At 43.4% G+C, this 23519-nt stretch carries 19 protein-coding genes, 3 pseudogenes, 1 riboswitch and 1 other annotated feature; of the genes and pseudogenes, 13 read left to right on the top strand and 9 right to left on the bottom strand.

The annotated features are described in order from the left end of the window. Positions 1-444 precede the first annotated feature (444 nt). A complete protein-coding gene (gene ppc / locus LC065_RS01070; protein WP_226594014.1) occupies positions 445-3201 on the bottom strand; it encodes a phosphoenolpyruvate carboxylase in 2757 nt (918 codons plus the stop codon). A gap of 455 nt (positions 3202-3656) precedes the next feature. Continuing rightward, positions 3657-4106, bottom strand: a complete 450-nt coding sequence (locus LC065_RS01065; protein WP_306163685.1) for a GNAT family N-acetyltransferase — start codon at positions 4104-4106, stop codon at positions 3657-3659. A gap of 133 nt (positions 4107-4239) precedes the next feature. On the opposite strand from LC065_RS01065, the pseudogene LC065_RS01060 reads away from it, so the two are divergent. Continuing rightward, positions 4240-5725, top strand: a pseudogene (locus tag LC065_RS01060) (Na+/H+ antiporter NhaC family protein). Between the two features lie 48 nt (positions 5726-5773). Here the strand turns inward: LC065_RS01060 and LC065_RS01055 are convergent. Further along, positions 5774-6262, bottom strand: coding sequence for a DinB family protein (locus LC065_RS01055; protein ID WP_226594020.1), 489 nt, complete (start codon positions 6260-6262; stop codon positions 5774-5776). Between the two features lie 181 nt (positions 6263-6443). On the opposite strand from LC065_RS01055, the gene LC065_RS01050 reads away from it, so the two are divergent. The 3 genes from LC065_RS01050 to msrA all read left to right on the top strand — a co-directional run bounded on the left by LC065_RS01050 (position 6444) and on the right by msrA (position 9078). Then, positions 6444-7319 (top strand): alpha/beta hydrolase family protein, encoded by an 876-nt coding sequence (locus LC065_RS01050; RefSeq protein WP_226594022.1) that lies wholly within the window; start codon positions 6444-6446, stop codon positions 7317-7319. 181 nt (positions 7320-7500) lie between these two features. Continuing rightward, positions 7501-8193, top strand: coding sequence for an AIM24 family protein (locus LC065_RS01045; RefSeq protein ID WP_226594024.1), 693 nt, complete (start codon positions 7501-7503; stop codon positions 8191-8193). A gap of 168 nt (positions 8194-8361) precedes the next feature. After that, positions 8362-8483: riboswitch (SAM riboswitch) on the top strand. A gap of 121 nt (positions 8484-8604) precedes the next feature. Continuing rightward, positions 8605-9078, top strand: a complete 474-nt coding sequence (msrA, locus tag LC065_RS01040; RefSeq protein ID WP_226594025.1) for a peptide-methionine (S)-S-oxide reductase MsrA — start codon at positions 8605-8607, stop codon at positions 9076-9078. A 35-nt stretch (positions 9079-9113) separates the two neighbouring features. On the opposite strand, the gene LC065_RS01035 is transcribed toward msrA, so the two are convergent. Continuing rightward, positions 9114-9518: an ion channel gene (locus LC065_RS01035; RefSeq protein WP_226594027.1), complete on the bottom strand. Its 405-nt coding sequence runs from the start codon at positions 9516-9518 to the stop codon at positions 9114-9116. A gap of 140 nt (positions 9519-9658) precedes the next feature. On the opposite strand from LC065_RS01035, the gene eutH reads away from it, so the two are divergent. Together eutH and LC065_RS01025 are read left to right on the top strand one after the other, a co-directional pair. After that, positions 9659-10777, top strand: coding sequence for an ethanolamine utilization protein EutH (eutH, locus tag LC065_RS01030; protein WP_226594029.1), 1119 nt, complete (start codon positions 9659-9661; stop codon positions 10775-10777). Between the two features lie 24 nt (positions 10778-10801). Next, the gene (locus LC065_RS01025; RefSeq protein WP_306163684.1) at positions 10802-11455 is read left to right on the top strand and encodes a peroxiredoxin-like family protein; all 654 of its coding nucleotides are present in this window, start codon (positions 10802-10804) and stop codon (positions 11453-11455) included. 316 nt (positions 11456-11771) lie between these two features. On the opposite strand, the pseudogene LC065_RS01020 reads toward LC065_RS01025, so the two are convergent. After that, a pseudogene (locus LC065_RS01020) lies at positions 11772-12254 on the bottom strand (ribonuclease H-like YkuK family protein). An 887-nt stretch (positions 12255-13141) separates the two neighbouring features. Between LC065_RS01020 and LC065_RS01015 the strand changes: the two are divergent. After that, positions 13142-13657, top strand: a complete 516-nt coding sequence (locus LC065_RS01015) for an AAA family ATPase (RefSeq protein ID WP_226594141.1) — start codon at positions 13142-13144, stop codon at positions 13655-13657. Between the two features lie 44 nt (positions 13658-13701). On the opposite strand, the gene LC065_RS01010 is transcribed toward LC065_RS01015, so the two are convergent. Next, positions 13702-13932: a hypothetical protein gene (locus LC065_RS01010; RefSeq protein WP_220585740.1), complete on the bottom strand. Its 231-nt coding sequence runs from the start codon at positions 13930-13932 to the stop codon at positions 13702-13704. Between the two features lie 72 nt (positions 13933-14004). Further along, entirely contained in the window at positions 14005-15687 is a 1683-nt protein-coding gene (gene argS / locus LC065_RS01005; RefSeq protein ID WP_226594033.1) for an arginine--tRNA ligase, read from the bottom strand. Between the two features lie 40 nt (positions 15688-15727). Continuing rightward, positions 15728-15941: a binding site (T-box leader), on the bottom strand. Positions 15942-16043: 102 nt separating this feature from the next. Between argS and LC065_RS01000 the strand changes: the two are divergent. The 5 genes and pseudogenes from LC065_RS01000 (at position 16044) to LC065_RS00980 (ending at position 20653) form a co-directional block, all read left to right on the top strand. Continuing rightward, positions 16044-16659 (top strand): annotated as a pseudogene (locus LC065_RS01000) (DUF421 domain-containing protein). Positions 16660-16716: 57 nt separating this feature from the next. Continuing rightward, positions 16717-17046, top strand: a complete 330-nt coding sequence (locus tag LC065_RS00995; RefSeq protein WP_226594037.1) for a thioredoxin family protein — start codon at positions 16717-16719, stop codon at positions 17044-17046. 314 nt (positions 17047-17360) lie between these two features. Next, positions 17361-18203: a pyrroline-5-carboxylate reductase gene (proC, locus tag LC065_RS00990; RefSeq protein WP_226594039.1), complete on the top strand. Its 843-nt coding sequence runs from the start codon at positions 17361-17363 to the stop codon at positions 18201-18203. Between the two features lie 39 nt (positions 18204-18242). Next, on the top strand, positions 18243-19373 hold the full coding sequence (gene proB / locus LC065_RS00985; RefSeq protein ID WP_146815438.1) for a glutamate 5-kinase: 1131 nt from the start codon (positions 18243-18245) through the stop codon (positions 19371-19373). Positions 19374-19393: 20 nt separating this feature from the next. Next, the gene (locus LC065_RS00980) at positions 19394-20653 is read left to right on the top strand and encodes a glutamate-5-semialdehyde dehydrogenase (RefSeq protein WP_226594043.1); all 1260 of its coding nucleotides are present in this window, start codon (positions 19394-19396) and stop codon (positions 20651-20653) included. 172 nt (positions 20654-20825) lie between these two features. Here the strand turns inward: LC065_RS00980 and LC065_RS00975 are convergent, their stop codons facing one another. After that, entirely contained in the window at positions 20826-21779 is a 954-nt protein-coding gene (locus LC065_RS00975) for a nuclease-related domain-containing protein (RefSeq protein ID WP_226594045.1), read from the bottom strand. A 71-nt stretch (positions 21780-21850) separates the two neighbouring features. Between LC065_RS00975 and LC065_RS00970 the strand changes: the two genes are divergently transcribed. Further along, complete coding sequence (locus tag LC065_RS00970; RefSeq protein WP_226594047.1) at positions 21851-22630, top strand: nucleotidyltransferase domain-containing protein; 780 nt, start codon at positions 21851-21853, stop codon at positions 22628-22630. Between the two features lie 14 nt (positions 22631-22644). Here LC065_RS00970 and LC065_RS00965 read toward each other — a convergent pair whose 3' ends face one another. Continuing rightward, positions 22645-23481, bottom strand: coding sequence for an STAS domain-containing protein (locus tag LC065_RS00965; RefSeq protein ID WP_306163683.1), 837 nt, complete (start codon positions 23479-23481; stop codon positions 22645-22647). Positions 23482-23519 lie beyond the last annotated feature (38 nt).

Here is a 23519-nt window from a genome sequence, read left to right as displayed (position 1 = left end):
TCTAGCGTTCGTTCCTCCGCTAAAGCTCCCTTTACTTGAAGACTCAGTTTCGAGATGTTTTCGGGTTTCGTTGCCCAGGTTGAACGTCAGGGGTGGCTGGGAAGCTACTCGTCCAGCTCCATCGCCCAGACACTCGCGTCATAAGCAGAACAGCAAAGGAATGAAAAGCACATTCCGTTGCTGTTCTGCTTATGCCAGTCGTGTCTACCAGGGCGATTCCGCTTTTGAACACTTTCCTGTGGGGGAGTGGCGAGCTTCCTCGGGCTAAAGCCCTGTGGGATCTCGCCTATCTCCTTTCTCCCACGGGAGTCTCGCAGCTTCCCCTCCGCCCCAACCACTTAATAAACATCTCGAAACTTAGTCTTCCACAATCCTGCCATTTTGTTGAATAAAAAAAACCGAGTATAACCTCGGAGGGTTATACTCGGTTTTGGTATTAATTGATCAGCCTGTGTTACGAAGGCCGGCTGCAATTCCGCTGATGGTGAGAAGAACTTCTGTCAAGATGTCCTCATGGTCATCGACTTGACGTAATTCCTTGATGAGTTCCACTTGAAGGAAGTTCAATGGATCAACGTACGGGTTACGTAGTCGTACGGATTCTTTAATTGTCGGTTGGTGATCAAGAAGTTCGGCATCTCCAGTGATTTGCAGAAGTATATCTTTCGTGCGATTGTATTCTTCCACTATGTTTTGGAAAATACGTTCCCCAAGTTCTTGATCATTAACAAGTGCTTTATATTCTTTCGCTGTTTGAATATCGGCTTTTGTCAGGGCCATCTGCAAATTGTTGATGGTAGAGCGGAAGAACGGCCAGTTCTCATACATTTGCTTGAGAACGGCTAGGTTATCTTCGTTCTTTTCAACATAACTTGCAAGACCTGTCCCTGCTGCGTACCATGCAGGAATGAGCTGTCGGTTTTGTGTCCAAGCGAAAACCCATGGAATGGCTCTTAAGTTCTCAAATTTGGAACTGTCTTTACGCTTCATAGGACGCGAACCAATATTAAGTTCACTGATTTCTTGTAACGGTGTCGCTTCGTTGAAGTAAGTCAAGAAATCGGAATCACCGAATACGAGCGACTGGTATTTTTTCAAGGATACATCAGAAATGTCCTCAAGGGCTTGCTCCCATAGTTCTTCCCTATGGTGGCCTTGTTCGGATTCTTTGGAAATATTCATGGCACCCTCTAGAAGGGTAGATGCTCCTTGCTCAAGGCTTCGGTATGCAATATCTCTCAGCAAGTAACGGGAAGAGAGGACCTCTCCTTGTTCGGTAATTTTTACGCCTTCACCAAGAGTCTCCACTGGCTGGGAAAGCAGGCTTCGGTTCAACGGCCCGCCTCCACGGCCAAGGGAACCTCCTCGACCATGGAAGAACTTCAATCCAACATCGTATTCGTGAGCCATATCGTGAATTTCCTGTTGGGCTTTGTAAAGTCTCCAGTTAGCTGTGAGTGTTCCGCCATCTTTACTTCCATCAGAATATCCAAGCATAATTTCCTGATGATTTCCATGCTTGTCCAAATGTTTGCTGTAGACATCCATTTCGAATAGAGTCTTCAAAATATCAGGGCCTGCTACAAGGTCGTCGACAGTTTCAAGAAGTGGTGCTACGTTCAAGTTGCTTTCCACTGTGCCATCCGCATGCAGACGGTAGATGCCAGCTTCCTTTGCTAATACTAGGACTTCAAGAAGATCACTTGCAGATTCTGTCATACTAATCAAGTAGACTTCAATCGAACGCTCACCGAATTCCTTATGAGCTTTACGGATCATTTGAAAGACATTCAACATTTTTTGTGTCTCTTCAGAATAGTCTTCGTTCAATAATGAAATTGGGCGCGGATCCTTCAATACATCTTGTAGGATTTCAAGCTTCTCTGTTTCTTCTAGAGAAGAGTAGTCATCGACGATTCCTACTTTTTGTAGAAGTTCTGAGACTGCTGATGCATGTTCGCCACTATGATTACGAATATCGAGTGTTGCGAGGTGGAAGCCGAATAGTTCCACTTGACGAATTAGTTTGCGCAGCTTTTTCAGTTCGCGTTTGTTCGGCTGGTGCGTTTGTGCACTGTCACGAATTTGGCGCAAGTCATTGAGAAGCTCGTCCGCATACCCGTAGCCGATATCAGACTTACCTACTTGACGAAGGCGTTCTAGAATAATGGCAAATTTACGACGGTAAATTTCACGGTCCACTCGCCATTTCTTACCTTTTGGAAGCATTGGTTCTTCTTTTTCGATTGCGTTTTTCAATTCATCGGTGACAGTTACTTGTGTGGACGAATGGCTGAATCGTTTCATCAGCTCGACGAGTACCGCATCATATTTTTTCAAAACAAGTTTTCGTTGTTTTTGAAGCGTTTGCCATGTGATTTCAGGTGTTACGTTCGGATTTCCGTCTCGGTCGCCGCCGATCCAGGAACCAAAACGAAGGAAGTTCGGGACGTTCCAATCTTCATTTGGATAGTGATCTTCCAAACGAGCCTCGAGCTCCTGGTGGATATCTGGAAGCACGTCAAATAAGGTTTCGTCGAAATAATAAAGGCCGTTGCGCACTTCATCCATAACGGTTGGTTTGCGTTCACGTAATTCATCTGTCTGCCAAAGAACCGTGACTTCATTTTGCAGGCTGTCCTGTAAGCTTTCACGTTCGCTCTTCGTCAATTGAGGGTGGTCAAGCTTTTTCAGGATTGTTGCAATACGCTTTTGAATCTCTAGCACAGTCCGCTTTGTAGCTTCTGTAGGGTGGGCGGTAATAATTAATTCGAGAGAGAGCTTGTTCAAGACCTCTTGAATCGCACCTTTAGAAAAGTCATTTTTTTTCAAGTTCTGTACAGCGCTTTCGAGCGAGAATGGTTGAGCACCATGATCTTCGCCTAATTGGTATTCGCGGCGACGGCGAATGCGATGATTTTGTTCAGCGATATTAACGAGGTGGAAATATATTGAGAATGCGCGGATGACTTGGGAGCGCATCGGTGGTTCGAGGTTTTGTATTTCATCTTTCAGTTGATTATATGTTGAGGGGTCTGGACTCTTCCTCAAGTCTTTCGTTAATTGTCGGATCGTTTCTACTTTGTTTAGTAGTTCCTCTCCGCCGTGGTGGACGAGAATATCACCTAGCATATTCCCTAATGCATGGATGTCCCGGCGTAAGGGAGTTGTATGATCGTTTGTGTTTTTTACAGTAGTCATACTTTCACCTTCCTGTCAGATCAATTTAAGTAAGATAAAATTGCCTATGTGTTTCATAATGTTATCAGAATAATTTGCATAGTCAAACACTTAGATCCGTGATACCATCAATAGTTACCCTGTTTTAATCATCAGAAAAATATGGCAAGTCTAAGAATGACAACGCATGTAAGCGTTAACTTATAATCATGCATAAACATACTTCTATTATTTTAAATTCTTTCCCAACAAAACACAAAATGAAAATCTTAGGTGCGTTGTTTGGAAGAAAATGTATGACCTGGTCACCCAATTATTTACATGCAAAAAGGATGCTGGAGCTTTCCTATTGGTTGTGGTGAATAGGAATGGGGGGAGTATGAAAAAGTAAGAGGGGAGAACGTCACGCGTTCTCCCCTCTTAGGTGCTATGTATATTTATGGAGACTCATTTCATAAAGGCTCCAAATTTCGTCTTCAAATGGGCGATGTTTTTTTAAAGTAGTGGTCTATGGTGAAACCAGCATTTTCATAACAGCGGATGGCCCCTCTATTGAAATCGAAGACACCTAATGTCACTTTTTCTAGCTTAAGGTGTTGAAAGGCGTACATGGATATTAGCTGTATCATATGGCGGCCATACCCTTTCCCTCTATATTTGGGAGAAACAATGACTTTTCCAATGCGCCCTTGTTTTTTATCAAGATCTATTCGTCCTATAGAGAGGTGCCCGACGATTTCATCGAGTGAGGGATCATACACTTGGAAAGCTCGTCGGTCTTCTGCATCTTTGTAATCCATCAGCTGCTGATGGGTTAATGGGAAATTGAACATCGGCCCTCCCCATTGCATGAGGGATCTCGGTGATTCAATCCAATTGAAAAGTGTTTGAAAATCTTTTTCTTGAAAAGGGATTAATTGAAGCATGGTCATTCTCCTAACCTTACTTTTTTGATAATACACTACTTTAGAAAAATTATGAAAAAAATCGTGACATTACATCCATACACATGGGATGATAAACTATTGTACAGTTAACGTTGGTAGAGGAGGGAATCTAGTGGCAGATAATGAAAAAGATCAAGTCATTGATGAAGCCGTAGGTGAAAAAGAAATAGGAAGGTTAGAGTTTCGTGGAGGAGTCTTTACCGCGACCATTCCTTTGGTGTTTTTCATCATATGGGCAATTGTATTAAGTGTAACAGGCCTTGTGACCGAACAAGCGTTAGTGCTAGGGATGGTCATTGGGATTGCTATCGGTTTATTTTTATGTAAGTCCAAATGGTCGGATTATGCACAGAGCTTAATATCCGGCATGGCCCAACCTGTAGGAGTCGTTGCCATCATCGCCTGGTTTTGGGCAGGGATGTTTGCAAACATGTTATCCGCTGGTGGATTAGTCGACGGCCTTATTTGGTTCGGTTTCCAATCCGGACTGGAAGGGGGGAGCCTTTGTTGGCATAACTTTTCTTCTAGCAGGATTGTTTTCAACAGCTGTCGGTACCGGTTATGGTACAGTAGCGACTTTTGGTGTTCTGATGTATCCGGCTGGAGTCATTCTAGGAGCGGATCCTGTTATTCTCCTTGCTGCGATTTTAAGTGGAGCTGTTTTTGGAGATAACTTGGCCCCTGTATCAGACACGACGATTGTATCTGCAACAACTCAGGATGCTGACGTACCAGGAGTTGTGCGGTCACGCTTTAAATATTCCATCACAGCAGCCATACCAGCTCTCATTTTATTTGTAATTTTCGGCGGTGGTGGAGAGATGGGCAGTCAGCAAGTGGTCAGTGAGCTTCAAAGTGAAGTTTCACCTGAAGGGCTTCTCATGTTAGCTCCTTTTGCTTTAGTTTTATACTTAGCCTTAAGCGGTCATCATCTATTGACCTCGCTATCCTACGGGATCCTTGCCGCTGCCGTGTTCATTTTCCTTACCGGTCATTCCTTGAAAGATGTCCTGTACATCCATAAGAACGATGCCGGTGAAGCAGTGATTGAAGGGGCATTAATTGATGGAATTAGTGGCTATTTCAATATGGCAATCCTAATTTTATTCATCCTTGCCGCTGCCTACCTGTTGGATGTCGCAGGCACCATGGATGTCATCAAGAACTTTTTCTTAAAGTTAATTAACAATGTGGTGCGCAGGGCCGAACTTTCCATTTTCGGAATTGTTGCTTTCTTGAATGTATTTATTACGATCAATACAGCGGCTGAGATTGCTGCAGCACCGTTTGTTCGTAAATTAGGAAAAGAAATGAATATTCATCCGTATCGAAGAGCCAACTTCCTTGATACAGTCACCTCTTCACTTGGGTACATTTTCCCTTGGAGTGGTGGGGTTTTGCTCGCATGGGCTACAGTCCAGGGGGCAGCCGATCAATACGACTTCTTACCTGTTGTCGGACCTGGAGAAGTCTTTCCGTTCGTCTTTCAGGGTTGGTTGTTATTGATTGTTATGTTTATTGCAGCATGGACAGGCTGGGGACTTCGCTACACCGGTAAAAATGGTGAGGAAGTGAAACCAGAGGATTTTAAAAAGTAAGTGGTAGGAGTAACCCCCTGAGTTATGAACTCAGGGGGTTGTTTTGTGTTACGTATGAATAAGGGCTTTTACTTCTTTCATTTGATCAAGGTGGCGTAGTTCGTGCCAACCGATAAACTCTACCCACTGTTCCAAGTTCATATCTCCGAAAGCAGGGTGAGGGAAAGCACGGTTTTGTAATGTCTCTTCCTCCTTATTGTGAATAAGGAATAAAGTCGCCTCCCGCGTCTTCTTCAAACCTTCTTTTGCTTCCTGCAGGGTCTTGAATTCCCCTTTCGGACGAACGGCCTCTGGAGCCTCGACTTTGTAATCCCGGTTGGTGGTCTTATGGATCGGTTTTTCTGTCGCTTGTTGTGTGTCTCCCTGTTTGAGAGCTTGGTTGATTTGATAAACGATTAGTTGTTCCATTAAGTATAAGTGTTCTAAAACTTCAAGGATCGACCAACGGTCTTCTTCAGGCTTAACCGATGCTTCTTGCTCTGAAACTTCTTCTACAAAATCGAGCAGTTCTTTTCTTTTTTCATCTAAGCCATACATACAGATTCTCCCTTTCAAGTGAAGTTATCTCGAGTCTATCACAACTCCTATAGAAGTTTCTTTCCCTAGCACCTCAAGAAATGAAACCTTTCACACACCCTTCCGTATGTAGAGGGAAGAAGAGGAAAAAAATTACATGACCAGGTCATACAGATTATTCCAATTTCACAGGGGGGATTAGGTGAAGAAACTGCTGGGAGCTTTCTTGGTTTTCCTTTGTTTTATAGGAGCTGTTGTATTTTTTGTTGGTGCTAAAGAGGATAACATTCTCCTTAGTCAGGAAGAGGTAGAAATTGGTGTACCAGGTGTTACAGGATATTCCATTACATACGACAGCAGTGGTATCGAAATTCCGGGGCTTTGGGTTGAACCGGATGATATTGATGGCACTCTACCGCTGCTCATTCACAATCGTGGAGGAGTGGGAGAAAGTGCGTTGACAGATGCGGAAGAACTTAAAAACTTATCTTATTGGGCGAAGCAGGGGTATGTTGTACTAGCGACTCACTACAGGGAAAATGCAGAAGAAAAGTTTGAGCCAACGAAAAGGAAAGACTTTGTCCGGGATGTTCTGGATTTAAAGAAGGTGGGTACCGAGCTTGACCATGTCGATGAAGAGCGAACCGTTATGCTCGGATATTCCCGTGGCGGGTGGATGAGTTTCCTAGCCGTTCAAGAAGACATAGAGGTTAATGCAGTCGCTGTAATTGGAGGCATTACCGACTTGAAGCAGCTGTATGTAACACAACCAGAACCTGTTCAAAAACAAATCGAACATTTAATGGGGGAACCAGGGGGAGACCAAAGCTGGTATCGTGAGCTTGCTCCAATCAATTGGGTGGAGGATATTGATGTCCCAACCTTAATGCTTCACGGGGAAAGGGATCAGACAGTCCCGGTTGAACAAGCGCGAATGTTCGCAAACTTGATGGAAAGTAATCATGATCTCCATCGGTATGTCGAATATGAAAATGGAGATCACGGCCTGAGGCTGCATTTCAAAGAGTATGCTCCTGAGGTGCTGGATTGGTTTGAAAAGCATCTAGAGGAACAGTAAAATGTATATTTTAAAGTAGGGATTAATTTGCGTTTATTGAATAGAAAATTACGAAGGCTGTTTTAATCATTTCCACTGAGTTACAGATACGTAAACTTTAGGACTCGATTTTGATCCATCGTGGTATAGAAGCAATGAGGAAGCATAAATAACTATAGAATATGATTAGGAGGAACATACAATGAGCGACTACTCTATTGATGAATTTATTAGAAAAACGAAACAGGATGAATCAGAGAATGATTATTTTGAGCTGGAGACCCCGAGAATTCTTGAGGTAAACCTCCTCGATCAAGTGTGGGCAAAAGCAGGAGCGATGATTTCTTATAATGGGAACATTAAATTTGAAAGAGAAGGAATCCTCGAGCATGGCGTCGGTCGTTTATTTAAAAAAGCCATGACCGGTGAAGGGAGTTCTTTAATGAAGGCCACTGGTCGCGGGCGACTTTACCTTGCCGATCAGGGCAAAAAGATTACTATTTTTGACCTGGATAATGAAACGATTACGGTGAATGGCAACGATCTTCTTGCCTTTGAACCAAGCATTGACTGGGATATCAAACTGATGAAAAAAGTAGCCGGTATGGTTTCAGGTGGGTTGTTCAACGTAACCCTCAGCGGGAGTGGGCGCGTCGCGATTACTTCGCACTATGAACCGTTGACGCTGCTCGTACGTCCTGGTGAACCTGTCATTACAGACCCGCATGCTACTGTGGCGTGGTCCGGGCACTTAGAGCCGAATTTCAAAACGGACATCAGCTTCAAGACACTCATCGGCAGGGGAAGCGGCGAATCGATTCAAATGGAGTTTGAAGGTGATGGATTTGTCATTGTCCAGCCTTTCGAGGAAGTTTACACGACGGGGCAGAGCTGAGCTAGAGCGGATTTTTTTACAGACAGGCATGAGCATGTTAAGGTCTGAATATAATGAACTCAAAGAAGAACTCAATGTGCATTCAATAGAATTTTTTAATCTGTTATCCTTTACTTCGTTACAAATACGTAGTACTATGGGTACTAACAAAAAATAAATAACGGAAACTTCTTATCCAGAGAGGCGGAGGGACTGGCCCTTTGATGCCCGGCAACCATCGAATCAATCTACGGATTGACGAGAACGGTGCCAATTCCTGTAGAATGTATCAACATTCTAAGAGATGAGAGGATCGTGCGGATATTAGCGACCCCTTTTCTTACTGGATAAGAAAAGGGGTCTTTTCGTGTAAGCACCATAACCGTCAAGGCTCTCGATAGAAGTTGCGTTAAGGGAAAGGAAAGATGTTAAATGGCAACCGCTATTTTCGGTGCAGGATGTTTTTGGGGAGTAGAAGCATTTTTTGAAAAATTCGAAGGGGTGACAGAAACGAAGGTCGGTTACATTGGCGGCCATCTGGAGAACCCGACATATGAACAGGTCAAAGCAGGAAAGAGTGGACACGCGGAATCTGTCAAAGTGAACTATGATCCAACGGTCATCACTTATGCAGAACTAGTGAATATATTCTTTGAAGCCCACGATCCGACATCCCGCAACAAGCAGGGAATCGATGTTGGTCACCAATATCGTTCTGTCATTTTCCATTCGGATGCAAGCCAGAAATACATTGCTGAAGAAAAAATCAAAGAATGGGAAGAAAAAGGGATTTTTAAACGCCCAATCGTTACAGAAGTAGAAGAAGCAACAACTTTTTATGAAGCAGAAGAGCATCACCAGAAATATTTACAAAAGCATGGCTCTGCTGCATGCTCCATTGGATAACTAAAAGGACCCTTTCACAAGGGTCCTTTTAATATTTAATCTTCGCTTTGCCTGGACGTATCCATCGCTTTTAAGAAATAGGCCGTAGGGAGAAGGATGCCGATTCCTGATTCAAGCAAAGCAAAAAATCGGGCCATCCCAACAGGCAGCATGTCCCCATAACCTACGCTCAACAATGTTTCCCCACTGAAGTAAAGCAAGTCCAAAAAGGTTGGGTCGACAGGGTCCCGGGATGATAAACTAGTAACCAGAATGACTTCATCTAAAGACAGCAGATAGTAAAGGAGCGTAAACCCCACTAATACACCTGTGAGAACAAAAAATAATTGAAAGAATAGGGCTGTGCTGAAGTAGCTTTTTCTGTATGTTTTATTTGTGAAAAAATAAACGAGATTTGCTGCAATGAAAATAACCGCAGCGATGAACAGAGCTTGTACCATTTCTTATTCCCCTTTTTAAAAATATTGAAAGGCTATGGCAGCGTCCAATAGGAAATGGCGAGTAAACCATTATAGAAAAACTTCTACCCTATGTTGAAGTGGCCGTAAACATAGATTCAAAAAAGGAAGGGGCTGGGCTTTTGTGGGTTAATGACGCTATCTTGATTGTCATGTGTTTCTTCATGGTATTGGGAGCACTTGATTACTACGTGCTTAATCACCGCCTGTCCCTTGGATGGCGGTTTTACGAAGCGTTTATGATGATGGGCCCACTGGCTCTTTCGATGGTAGGGATCATCTCCCTCGCACCTGTACTGTCCCAGTTGTTGGCGCCTGCCATCCGTCCCGTGTTTTTATGGTTTGGAGCGGATCCGTCGATGTTTGCATCCATGATGCTTGCTATTGACATGGGAGCCTACTCTCTGGCGGAATCCTTAGCCTTAGAAGAGGAAGCGGCCACCTTTTCCTGGGCCCTCCTCGGTACGATGATGGGACCGACGCTTGTTTTCACAATTCCTGTTGCGCTTACGATTGTGAAGAAAGAGGATCGTCCTTTCTTTTCAAGAGGAATTTTAGCTGGTTTGGTTACGGTTCCGATCGGATGCTTTGTCGGTGGGGCTGTGGCAGGATATGAAGTGGTATGGATGTTACGGAATTTAACACCAGCTATTCTTCTTTCCGTCTGTATTGGGGCAGGTTTGTGGTTGTTCACGAACGTAACCATCCGGTTATTTTCTTATTTCGGAAAAACCATTGAAATCATAATTATCACTGGTCTCGCACTTATAATCATTGAATCATTAACAGGGTTCGTTGTCCTCCCGGGGATGGCACCTTTATCTGAAGGGATGGTCATCGTTGGAAGGATTACCGTTACATTAGCAGGCGCTTATCCCCTTGTTGCTTTCATTAATCAGCGGGGAGAGAGGTGGATAGGACGACTGAGTGATAGATTAGGCATGAATTCTACATCTATAACAGGATTGATTGCTTCCACGGCGCATCACCTCCCTATGTTAGCGACGATGAAAGATATGGATGAACGAGGAAAAACGGTCAACGCTGCGTTTGCCGTGAGTGGAGCGTTCGTCATCGGCAGTCATTTCGCCTTCGTAGCGAGTGTCGAAAAGGATATGATTTTTCCAGTATTGCTGGGTAAATTAACAGCAGGACTCTTAGCTGTTGGGCTGGCTTTATGGATGACGAGAGAAAGCAAATCATTTTCTTCGAGTGTCGAAACTCTATATAATGAAAAGTGAATCCACTGAAAAAGGAGTTTTTTCATGAAGACAGAAATGAGAAAGCATTATCATGATTACATTGAAAAATTCAAGAAAGCAACTCCTGATGAAATCCATGAAAAAATGAAGAAGGCGATTGATGAACTTGAATCTTCGGATGATGGAGATGGTTTGTCTACAGGTGAGAAAGCGCCAAACTTTAATTTACCTGACGCGAAAGGAAAAACGGTCGAACTGTATGAACAATTGAAAAGTGGTCCAGTCGTCCTTACTTTTTACCGCGGAGGCTGGTGCCCTTACTGCAACATGGAATTGAGAGCCTATCAGCAGATTTTAGATGAGATTCATGGACAAGGAGCTGAATTAATGGCAATCAGCCCTCAAACTCCCGATCAGTCATTGACCACCCATGAAAAAAATGAACTCAACTATCACGTACTGAGCGACGTTGGGAATGAAGTGGCCAATCAATACAATTTGGTGTACCAATTACCAGATTATCTTGTAGATGTGTACAAAGATAAAGGGTTGCACGTGGATAAACATAATGGCGATGAGACATGGACTCTGCCTGTCTCCGCAACTTATATTATTGATACAGATGGTACGATTGTGTATGACTATACGAAGGCGGACTACAAAGATCGAGCCGAGCCATCTGACGTACTTGGAGAATTGAAAAAAATAAATGCGTAAGAAAAAAGCGTCCTCTCCGTTTTTAGGGGACGCTTTTTTATTTTACATAAAAAGATTCAGGTTCATGAAAAAGAAATAGGCAGCAAGGATAAAGATAAGGATACAAGACTGCAGGCAAAGCCCAACGATGCTACATACCTTCCCCCCTAAGGCGAACCGGTATCCTGGGGCGTCTGTGGAGAGTTCAACGAGAGCTTTATTTGCCAAAGAGAGACCGATCCATCCAAGAATGATACCGACAAAAGGAAGAAAAGTGGACATCATTCCTAACACACAAGAGGTAACGGCCTTTTGATACATCAACAATCACCGCCCACTACTTTGTATATCGATTGGCGTAACTACTTGCGACAATGGAATCCGGTTTAATCTTCGCTTCCATTCCAAGCGACTCGATTCTGGCCATCATTTCATTTACATAGACTCTTGTCCTGTTTCGCTCTCCACTCCCGATATCAATGTGTCCTTCAATTGTAAACGTTGCCCCTTTATAGATATAAGGGAGAACAACTTCGATGAGGGTATTCTTCTTTTCTTCCGTAAATAAGGAAGCCACTTGTTCCGTTAATGATGTCTCGTAGGAAATACGTTCATGCAGGGTAGTCATTTCTCTGTGGACCACTTCTTTACGGAAACAGGCTCAGGCCCCTTTTCCAACTCGTTGGATGACGATGCCGGTAATGAACAGGGTGTGGGAGGGATGAACTTGGGAATCGGTTCCCATCATGAGCTTGTAATCCCCAATCGGATCACTTTTCATAAACGTTAGTATATGGGAAAACACTTCTTCAAACTTCATCTTTTTATGGGTGAGGTTTTGAAACACATGGGATTGGTTCACAGTAGCCAACTCCTTAAATTTTTCAAAAGAAAGGGTTTGTACGTCAAATGAGCTAGTGACCATTCTGTTATTAAGATATTCATAGACCTACTCGAAAGATAACATGAATTTATCGAGAGTATGTGTCAGTGGTGAAAAAATTATGTGCATTTTCATTGAAAAAGGGTTTTCCTCCCTTCTGAAAAAGGGAATCCGCATGGTGAAACGAGAAGGAATATTACATAGAAGTTCCGAAACTAAGATTTCAATAAAAGCTCCCTTCAGTTGAAGACTCAGTTTCGAGATGTTTCCGTGGTTCGTTGCCGTAATGAGCGTTAGGGGTGGTTGGGAAGCCGCTCGCTTTCCTGCGGGGATGACGGCAAGCCTCCTCGAGCTCCGCTCTGTGGGGTCTCGCCAGCCAATCCATTCCCGCGGGAGTCTCGCAGCTTCCCGACCACCCCATTCGATGAATGTGAGAAACGAACCCCTTTACCAAGATGGATTGTCTTCCACTATACTACTGTTATAAGCATAAAGCGCCCTGTATCAAGCTCCCAGGATATCAGATACCTGGGCATGGGAGTTTTATCCTTATACTCCCATCAAGCTGAATAACTGCATATTCTAGAAGTGATTTCGAGACACTCATACGGCCAAGGGGCGGAGGGTAACGGTGAGACTCCTATGGGACGTGTGGGACAGGTGAGACCCCGCAGGACGAAGTCCGAGGAGGCTCACCGCCCGCCCCATGGAAAGCGAACTGTTTCCCAGAGCCCCTACACGCACACAAACATCTCGAAATTGAGTCTTACACAATCCTGCCATATACGTTAATAAAACAATAACGAAAGGAGGGGGAGAGGGTGGTGGGAGAGATCCTTCGAAGAATTCCTTCATTAGATGAAGGGAAAAGATTTGTATTAGGAATCGATGGTTTGAGTCGTTCAGGGAAAACGACGCTTACAGAGAAAATAGAAAAGGAACTCCAGAAATCGTCTTTTCCAGTCGTTACGTATCATATCGATGATTACGTTGTGGAAAGAGAGAAGAGATACAATACTGGGTATGAACAATGGTACGAATATTATTTTCTGCAATGGGATGTCAAAGCGTTAAAGGAAGACTTATTTAAAGCGCTGGTAAAAGAGAATAGGTTGGTTATTGTGGAGGGTGTATTTTTACAAAGGGAAGAGTGGCGAAGCTTTTTTGATTTTGTGGTCTATGTCCAGTGTCCAAGAGAAGAAAGGTTCTTACGAGAAAGGGAGGAAACGAGAAAGAATATCGATAAATTCAAAGAACGGTACTGGAAAGCGGAAGATTACTACATAGAAACGGTCGAGCCTGAAAGACAGGCGAATTTTATTGTGAAATCTACATCATGAAAACAAAAAAAGGAGAAAAGGCGCACCTCTTCTCCTTACCTGTGTTAAAAAATAAAGATCCACATAAGAATGGCTGTTATGACAAATGTGATGGCGTAAATGGTCGTCAGTAACGGAATGCTCCCTGTATCACTCCCGGCGTTTTTCAACTGCTTGGCGTCATCTTCGGGTGACGATGTGTTTTCAGGTTTGTTTACATGTTTAGCTATAACGATCGTGCCTATCAAGGCAGCTACCGAGGCAATGATCGCAAGTCCGTAATAAATCGGGTACATAGGATGCGCTCCTCTCCCTTTTGTTACTATTATTATAATAGAAGAAAGGAGGAAGTGCTAAAATTCTCTATGCTACATATTTTCAGGTGCCTGAATCCCGAGAATGGACAAACCCTCTTTTAATTGGTAATTAACCGCATAAATCAATGTGAGGAGCGCTTGTTCCTCTTCACTTCCAATCACTTTTGTATGGGCGTAAAAACTATTGAAGTGACGTGCGACATCTAAGAGGTGTCTAGCAAGCTTGGATGGGTCATATTCTTTGTAGGCTTTCTCAATCACCTCTGGGAAAAGGCGAATGGTTTTTATTAATGGCCAAGCGGATTCTGCGTGGACGTCTGTTACAGGATGATTAGGATTAAAGTTCCCTTTTTCTAGTAAAGAGACGGTACGCGCATGTGTGTATTGCAGGTATGGAGCCGTATGGCCTTCGAAGGTAAGCATATCTTCCAAAGAAAATTCCACATCATTGCGACGATCGTGTTTAAGGTCGTGAAAGATGACAGCACCTACCCCGACTTGTTCCGCGACCTTTTCAGCGTCCTTCAATTCAGGGTTCTTCTCTTTAATATTATTCGCAGCTTGGGAAATGGCCTCCTGCAGCGCTTGTTCAAGTAAAACGGTCTTCCCCTGACGTGTAGACATTTTCTTGCCGTCTTGAAGCATCATTCCAAAGGAGATATGTTTTAATTGATCCGCCCAGGCAAAACCTGCTTTTTTCAACACATGCTTGATCTGTTGGAAATGAAGGGTTTGCTCATGGCCGACCACATAGAGTGCTTCATCAAAATCATACGTTTGCTTACGATCAATCGCAGCCGTTAAATCTCTCGTGGCATATATCGTCGTTCCATTACTTTTTCGAATCAGGCAGGGAGGTAATTCTTCCTCATCCAGCCGGACGACTTGAGCGCCTTCTGATTTTTCCAACATCCCTTTTTCCTGCAACATGTCGATGGTCGTATCCATTTTGTCATTATAGTAGGCTTCGCCTCGGGTCAAGTCGAAGGTGATGCCTAAGAGATTATAAATCTTCTCAAACTCTTCCAGTGAAACGGCTTTGAACCATTTCCATAAGGCAACCGCCTCCTCATCATTATCCTCCAATTTCTTGAACCATTCTCTACCTTCCTCAATGAAGGAGGGGTCTTCTTTTGAAGCATGGTGGAACTTTACATACACTCGAGTCAATTCTTGAATCGGATTATGCTTGAGACTTTCTTCTTTCCCCCATTTGAGATAAGCGGCTAATAGCTTTCCGAACTGTGTGCCATAGTCTCCGATGTAATTGATCTTCACCGTTTCATATCCACATTTTTGAGCAAGGTTGGAGAGAGCATTTCCAATGACCGTGGATCTTAAATGGCCCATGGAGAAAGGTTTGGCAATATTCGGAGCTGACATATCAAGGACGACAGTCTTTCCATTTCCAAATTCGTGAGCCCCATAGGCTTCTGGGTCTTGGTAAAACTGGTTCAACGTATGGTCGGCGACAAACCCCTGATCAAGAAAAATATTAACGTAGCCGCCTACTGTCTGCACTTTTTTAAAGATCGGATGTTTCAAATGACTGGAAACGTCCTCAGCAATCAGATGCGGACTTTTTTTCAACGTCTTTGCCAGCGGGAAACAAGGAAAAGCCAGGTCGCCATGGCTGGACTGTTTAGGGGTTTCAATCTGTTGCTGCACCCACTCCCGTGGATATTCCTCCCCAAGGATATGAGCGATTTGCAGGGCTAGTATTTGTTTTTCCATAAACGACACCTCCATAAAAATAAAAAAACCTCGTCTCTAAAAAAGAGACGAGGTTTGTGCTCGCGGTACCACTCTTATAGCTGTCGTACAGCCACTCGACGTTGTTAACGGGGGCGTCCCCGGCTTTTCCCTACTCCATCATTCAGGAAAGCTTCTCAAAAGTCCGTTTCACTACTGAAATCCTGCTCAGGCTTCCACCACCCCTGAGTCGCTGGTCTGTTTCTGGTGGCTACTCTCTTTTTCCTAGAATTTCGATATTTGAAAAGATTATAGCGGAAAGCATTTCCTTTTGCAATCCTTTCCTTGCGAATATCTTGGTTTATTTAGGTGAACATACGAAATAGAGGTGATCAATGATGGATTGGATTTGGAAAGCGGTTCTCATTATTATTGTAGGGACAATCATTCTTCGTATTGCCGGTCGGAAATCCATATCACAGATGACGTTATCACAAACGGTCATTATGATTGCGATCGGTTCCTTACTCATCCAACCTGTGGCGGGGGGAAAATATATGGGTGACATTCGGCGTGGGGGGGGTGCTTGTCCTTACTCTGATGGTTATGGAATTCAGCCAGGTGAAATTCGATTTCATGGAACGTTTCCTCACAGGCAGGTCTGTTTCCATAATTGAAAATGGGCAGTTAAATGAAAAGAATATAAAGAAACTGCGTTTTACTGTCGATCAGTTAGAGATGAAGTTACGGCAGAGCAACGTCACTTCCATTGCAGACCTTAAATCGGCGACCCTGGAACCAAACGGGCAGGTCGGGTATGAGTTTAAAGAACATAAAAGACCAGCGACAAAGCAGGACATCGATGACTTATACCAACAAATTCTTTCGTTAAAACAGATGTTAAACCCAAATCAGGCCACACAAATACCGACAACGAAACCTCCTGCTGAAGATTTATTTAAGGAAGTAGAAACGAAGCAACACCAACACGTTCATCCTGATCGTTTGAATTAAGTCCCCATGCAGGCATTTTGATCTATTCCTTGATATAATGGAACAGAGGTGAGAAAAGTGGAATCCGTAAACACCATTGAAGAACTACAGGGATTTGTTCATGAACATCCGCTTTCGATTGTTTATGTATCCAGGCCCGGATGTTCAGTTTGTCATGGTTTGCTTCCTCAAGTCGAAAACTTGTTGAAAGACTATCCTGAAATTGTGTCCAGACATGTGGACGCTGATAAAATCCCACAAGTGGCGGGAGAGTTTTCAGTCATGACGGTACCAGCCGTTTTGATCTATTCTGAAGGCAAAGAACTATTCCGCAAAGCCCGCTTTGTTCCGATCGGGGAGTTAAACCAGCAACTGGCAAAACTGAATCATTTCATTAATGAAAAATGACCATCTGTTGAAATCCTCAACGGATGGTTTTTTTATATGTTCTTACGAAAAATAAAGTCTGATAATTCCCTCAATTTTGCTTTCTCCGGCTTTTCTTGAAAATTAAACCCGCAAATATATGTCTGAGACGAGATTATTTGCGATGAGAAGCGATGAATTGGAAATACCTCTCCATGAAACCGTTTACACTAACTAATTGGCGTATATAGACCCGACTTGCCTAAAACCCCTTGAATAAGATTTGCCCAATGTTATGATGAAAAACGTCTTAAATAAAGCGAACAAAAAATGCGAACGGGAGAGATTAACCCAATATGATTAAACAAACGATTGCTTTTCTAGGTGCAGGCTCAATGGCTGAAGCGATGATTTCAGGCATGGTGGAATCCGGTAATATTCCAGCTGAGAACATCATCGTGACCAATAGAAGTAATCAAGAACGTTTAAATAAAATCAATCATAAATACGGCGTACGCACGGTATTAAAAGATGAATTGAACTTTGCAGAAGTCGATCAGTTCATTTTGGCGATGAAGCCGAAAGATATTGATGCTGTACTTGCCGATTTGAAAGATAAACTGACAGCAAACCAAGTGCTTGTTTCTGTACTTGCGGGAATCTCAACATCTTATATGGAAGAACGATTAAATGAAGGACAGCAAGTCATCCGTGTCATGCCGAATACTTCAAGTATGCTTCGTGAATCTGCGACAGCCATCACGCCAGGACGTTTTGCGGATATGAACAATGTACTTGTTGCCAAAGAACTATTGAAATCTATTGGCGAAGTTTTCGTCATTGAAGAAGATAAAATGGACGTCTTTACAGGGATTGCGGGAAGCGGACCAGCTTACTTCTATTACTTGATGGAACACATTGAAGAAACGGGTCGTGCAGAAGGCATGGATCGTGAAACTCTACGTGAAATCGGAGCTCAAACATTGCTTGGAGCAGCGAAAATGATGCTTGAACGTGATGAAAGCCCGACAGAACTACGTGAAAATGTGACATCTCCGAACGGTACAACAGCTGCAGGGCTTAACGCTCTAAATGAGGCTGGTGGAGGCCACGCTATTTCTGAAGCGATTAGAGGAGCAGCCAGTCGTTCAAAAGAATTGAGTAAAGAACTAGAAGGACTACTTGTAGGCAGTAAATAAATGAAGCAAATTGATGCGAAAATGTTAAACAGGAGTGATATGTTGAGTCAAGATAAAAAAAGGGTAGTTATTAAAATAGGGAGTAGTTCCCTCACCAGCATGCACGGTGAAGTCAGCCGCCGTAAATTAGAAAAATTAGTAGATGAAGTCGTCCAACTGAAAGACGACGGCCACGAAGTTTTACTCGTATCCTCAGGAGCGGTAGCCGCAGGTTATCGCAAACTAGGTTGCCTCGAGCGCCCAAGCTCTCTACCTGAAAAACAGGCAGCCGCATCCATTGGCCAAGGATTGTTGATGGAATCTTATTCCGATCTTTTCCTGTCCCACGGTTATATGGGTTCTCAAATTCTCATTACTCGCAGCGACTTCTCTGATGAAGACCGCTACAACAATGCACGTAATACGATTAATGTGCTGCTTGAACGCGGCATTATCCCAATCGTTAACGAAAATGACACGATTACAATCGATCGACTGAAATTCGGTGATAACGATACACTTTCTGCAAAAGTCGCAGGACTCGTGGATGCTGATCAATTAATCATCCTATCCGATATTGACGGACTTTACGATGCAGACCCTAGAAAAAATGAGGACGCGAAACTACTTGATAAAGTCCACGAAATCACCCCAGAAATCGAAGCCGCAGCTGGTGATCCAGGTAGTGCAGTCGGCACAGGCGGTATGAAGTCCAAGATCGACGCATTCAAGATTTCCATGGCATCCGGCATCTCTTCCTTCTTAGGAAAAGCAAACACGCCGAACATCGTTTATGATGCCGTGTACGGAAATGCAACAGGAACGTATTTCGAAACAACGACAGACTCTGAAAACCTTGATCAGAAGAAGCAGTGGATTGCTTTCAATTCTGGACCAGAAGGTGAAGTCATTATCGATCATCGTGCAAAAGAATCGATCGTTGAAATGAAGAAGAGCCTTCTGCCGATGAACGTTCACCATGTAAAAGGACGTTTTGAAAAAGGTGCCGTTGTGCGTATTCACGACCTTGATGGAGATGAGATTGGTCTAGGCGTTGTCAATTATTCTTCAGATGAAATGGAAGAAATGATCAGCCTGACTGAACCTGAACTTGAGTCATATGAACAAGCAGCAATCGAACGTAAAGATTTTGTCTGCCACTTAGACGTTGCCCTGCCCGTAGGTGTTTAAAATAATCAAGGAGGTCTTTGATGACACTAACAACTAATGTGAACGTTGAAGCACAAGCAATTGAAGCGAAGAAAGCTTCCAAAAAATTGATGATTCTTTCCGAACAAGAAAAGAACCAGGCGCTTAATCACTTAGCCGATGTACTAGAACGTGATTATGAGACGATTCTAGCTGCCAATGAGAAAGATTTGGCGAATGGTCGTGAGAAAGGCTTCACCGATGCGTTTATGGACCGTCTTTCCCTATCAAAAGAGCGTGTAGCTGAGTTTGCCCAAGGGTTACGCGATGTTTCTAAACTTGAAGATCCAACAGGTCAAGTAGTGACGGATTGGACGCTTGAAAATGGTCTTCAAGTTGAAAAGGTAACCGTACCTTTAGGTGTTATTGGTATGATTTACGAAGCACGTCCGAACGTAACTGTTGATGCAACAGGTCTAGCGTTGAAATCCGGTAATGCGATTGTATTGAAAGGTGGATCTTCTGCGATTAATTCTAACCAGGCGATCGTAGAAGTTATGCACCGTGGTCTTGAAGAAACGAAGATTCCGAAAGAAGCAGTACAATTCATCGCATCCACTGACCGCGCAGCAACGAATGAACTGTTCAAAATGAAAGAACACATCGACGTACTCATCCCTCGTGGTGGCGGGAAGTTAATCCAAGCTGTTGTTGAGAACGCAACGGTCCCTGTACTTGAAACAGGTGTGGGAAACTGCCACATTTATGTCGATAAGCATGCAGACGTTGAAAAAGCAATCAATATTCTCGTGAACGCGAAGACAGACCGCCCGGCGGTATGTAACGCTGCAGAAACACTTGTTGTTCACAAAGAGTGGTTGAGTGAGAATAAAGATGCGCTTATCGCTGCATTGAAAGAAAACGACATTGCTGTGCACGGTGATGAGTATATCCTGGATATCATCCCAGGCTCTGTTCTTGCCGGCGAAGAAGACTGGGCAAGCGAATACTTGAGCACAGACATCGCCGTTAAAGCTGTGGACGATTTCACTGATGCGATCACACACATTGAAACGTACGGAACGAAACACTCAGAAGCGATTGTGACAGAAGATGCAGAATCAGCACAGAAATTCTTTGCACTAGTAGATGCTGCCGCTCTTTATCACAATGCCTCCACACGTTTCACTGACGGTGGTGCGCTAGGCTTCGGAGCCGAAATCGGTATTTCCACACAAAAATTGCATGCCCGTGGCCCTATGGGACTCCCTGCACTGACGACAGTGAAGTTCTTGATGAAGGGTACCGGCCAAATTAGATAAGATTCTTTTGCGGAAGGGAAGCTCTCAGGAGTTTCCCTTCTTTTTTGTATTTGAAGAGGGTAGGAAAGTTCCCTAATGGTGGGGGAAAGTGACCTAACGCGATCGCAAAGTGCCCTAACTGAATTTTAAGTGACCTAACTAGTAAGGAAAGTGACTTAACGACTGCTGAAAGTTACCTAACTAAATCTATCGTATATTTTCTTGCCTTAGAGTGACGATTGTTGTGGGTGCAACATTGGTTTAGGAGAGTACGAGCCACCTTTGCGGATCGGATACCAGTTGAAGCACTGAATTCTGCATTTGTAATCGTGTCTCCAATCAGCAATTGATGATCTTTCAATAAATGTAGATGAGCATCTTTTGATTTAGATCCACACCGTTCACAAAGCCAATGATCACGCCGTCTCGCCATGCCGAGCATACGACAGTAAGGACATGGAACTCCCCAAATGAGCTGTTCTTTAGTAATTCCATATTGTTTCATGACATCTGAATCGTAGGAGGCATATTCTGATTTAATCCTTGTTGAGAATTCATTCAAGTGATCGTCCGCCCACACATTTTTTCCTTCAAAGCTTTCCATGAATCCTGTTAGGTGAGTCGGTAGTTGTTTCACGAACATGACTCTTTTTCTTTTACTAAGATCTACTCCTTGGAATTTCAGAGAGGCATTGGAGTTAGCGATGACTATGAAAGAGGAGATGGGGATGGAGGGGAAGCCGGACCTCTTGAGCCAGCGTTGCAACTGAAATGTCTGCAGTTCTATTTGTACAAAGGGATCTTGAAATATTTCGCTTTTTCCTTCTATTGTTCTTATGAGTTTCCGTTGGTCAAGATCGAAATGGAGTTCCCCTTTGTAGTTTTTCACTTCCAGAATGACCAAGCATTTCTTAGAAATAAGCAGAGTGTCTATCTGAAAAGGTTGGATCCCATCGTGAATCCTGACATCCTGTATCCTTCTCCCTGGCAAGTACTGCATGTAGTGATCAGCTGTTGCTTCACCAAAACGACCGGCAGACAAGCGCCCTAGACGGTTTGCTATTTCCTCTCTGAGAGGATGGTGGGTGGAAATCCTATTAAGAAGAGATTCAAGCTTTAAAAGCTCTAGTGATTTTTCTCGAGACATGTTTTGACTCCTTTTACAAAAAATTCATTCTATTATATGATGATGTAATCTTTATTTATAGGAGGGGTTGGATGAGACAAAGAGATGCAGTAGAAAAGATAAAGGAAAGCTTGAAAGAAGATGAACGCGTGAAGGCTGTGTTTCTAAAGGGTTCGATGGGGCGCGGGGAGGAAGACGAGCACTCGGATGTGGATTTGTATGTGCTGGTCGATGAGGTGGACATGGATGCTTTTTTGAAAAATAGACAAAAGCATCTCGAAAGCTATCAACCCATCATTTTTTTCGATGACATTTTCATTATCGCTCCTCAAATCATTGCTGTATATGAAAATTTACTGCATGTCGATCTTTTTACAGTTACTGAGGAAACGCTCGTACATAAAGATTTTTTCCGTGTTCTCTATGATCCGGAACAACGTATGGAAAAACATGAATCTCATCAGAATCTCTATTTATCTGAAAAGGACTTTTTATATGCGGTCGATGACATTGCTTTCTTCTTCCTGCAATACAAGAAAGCGGCTGATCGTGGGAATGACCTTTGGGCTGTAAAGGTAGCTAATGATATAGGTCTGAATGTAGCAAAAGTTCTTTTACAAAAATACGCACCGGATCGAGCGCAGCTTGGTTTGAAGGCTGTCCCGCATGCACTTCCATCTGCTCACGTTCAGGAGATGGAGAACGTGTATGGCTGGATCTCATTGGAGCAGCATGATAAGGCTGTGGGCCACATGGCTGTTATGATAGAAAAACATTTGGAGTGGCTTGAAGAATGGTGGGGGAATGAAACTTATACCATTCCTTTTTTGAAGAGAATGATTGAAGTAATGAAAAATAGAACCCCCTTATAAGGGGGTTCTAACGTTTAGAATGATTGGCCGGCCATCGCTTGGGAAAGTGTCGCAGTTGTCGTGACATTTCTGAAATCGACACCGAGCTGCACGGCTGTCTGAGCAATTTCAGGTCGTATACCGACAACGGTCGATGACACACCGATCAGTTGTAAACTATCAATCAATTGAAAGATTTGTTGAGCCACCATTGTGTCTACGAGATATACACCAGATAGGTCGATATAGAGGACATCGACATTCTCTTCCGTACAATTTTTCAAGGTGTTTTCAAGAATAGCTGTGGCCCTCTCGGTATCAATATTACCGACAAGCGGGAGAAGGGCACGCTCATTGGATAACTGTATAAGTGGTGAACTTAATTCATTGATCACCGTACGTTGGTGATCAATCTTTTTATTCAATTGATTGGATTTTTCTTCTGTCACTTTAAACATGATTTCATCAAAGACTTCAATTAACAAGCGTTTCCATTCATTTTCCAAGTCTCGGGACACAGGCGTTTCCTGTTGGAGGATAAACTCTTCCATGAAATCCAAATACTGCTCACGAACACGCATGAACTCCCGGATGATTTCGTGGGTAGGTGTGTTTAAATGCTGCGGATCTCTGCCGACATTAATAATCCACCCGTTGATTTGGTTGAAAAATTCGTCACGCTCCAAAATGAAAAGCTGGCGCATATATTTGTGAAATTCATAGTTCTGAGCTTTTAAATGAGTAATGACTGCAGAATCGGTAGCTGCATACACCCCTGACACGTCATGTTGATTCAACGAATTGTACCATTCTTCTGTTAAAGCTTCAGCTTTTTGCAAAAGAAAGTCATGTAAAGCTTGGTTCATTTCCATTCGCAAGCCCCTCTCTGTCAAATGAGCCTCAATTTAAG

Source organism: Halobacillus litoralis (genome assembly GCF_020524085.2).
GTDB lineage: Bacteria > Bacillota > Bacilli > Bacillales > Halobacillaceae > Halobacillus > Halobacillus litoralis_E.
Note: the sequence above shows the minus strand (reverse complement) of the source record. Positions and strands in the feature narration are given on the sequence as shown.

Coding starts and splice junctions, on each gene's coding strand:
- LC065_RS01065 (WP_306163685.1), bottom strand. CDS start 4,106: ATGCTTCAATTAATCCCTTTTCAAGAAAAAGATTTTCAAACACTTTTC.
- ppc (WP_226594014.1), bottom strand. CDS start 3,201: ATGACTACTGTAAAAAACACAAACGATCATACAACTCCCTTACGCCGG.
- argS (WP_226594033.1), bottom strand. CDS start 15,687: ATGGAAAAACAAATACTAGCCCTGCAAATCGCTCATATCCTTGGGGAG.
- msrA (WP_226594025.1), top strand. CDS start 8,605: ATGGCAACCGCTATTTTCGGTGCAGGATGTTTTTGGGGAGTAGAAGCA.
- proC (WP_226594039.1), top strand. CDS start 17,361: ATGATTAAACAAACGATTGCTTTTCTAGGTGCAGGCTCAATGGCTGAA.
- LC065_RS00965 (WP_306163683.1), bottom strand. CDS start 23,481: ATGGAAATGAACCAAGCTTTACATGACTTTCTTTTGCAAAAAGCTGAA.
- LC065_RS01010 (WP_220585740.1), bottom strand. CDS start 13,932: ATGTACCCGATTTATTACGGACTTGCGATCATTGCCTCGGTAGCTGCC.
- proB (WP_146815438.1), top strand. CDS start 18,243: ATGTTGAGTCAAGATAAAAAAAGGGTAGTTATTAAAATAGGGAGTAGT.
- LC065_RS01055 (WP_226594020.1), bottom strand. CDS start 6,262: ATGTATGGCTTAGATGAAAAAAGAAAAGAACTGCTCGATTTTGTAGAA.
- LC065_RS01045 (WP_226594024.1), top strand. CDS start 7,501: ATGAGCGACTACTCTATTGATGAATTTATTAGAAAAACGAAACAGGAT.
- LC065_RS00970 (WP_226594047.1), top strand. CDS start 21,851: ATGAGACAAAGAGATGCAGTAGAAAAGATAAAGGAAAGCTTGAAAGAA.
- LC065_RS01025 (WP_306163684.1), top strand. CDS start 10,802: ATGAAGACAGAAATGAGAAAGCATTATCATGATTACATTGAAAAATTC.
- LC065_RS00980 (WP_226594043.1), top strand. CDS start 19,394: ATGACACTAACAACTAATGTGAACGTTGAAGCACAAGCAATTGAAGCG.
- LC065_RS01035 (WP_226594027.1), bottom strand. CDS start 9,518: ATGGTACAAGCTCTGTTCATCGCTGCGGTTATTTTCATTGCAGCAAAT.
- LC065_RS00975 (WP_226594045.1), bottom strand. CDS start 21,779: ATGTCTCGAGAAAAATCACTAGAGCTTTTAAAGCTTGAATCTCTTCTT.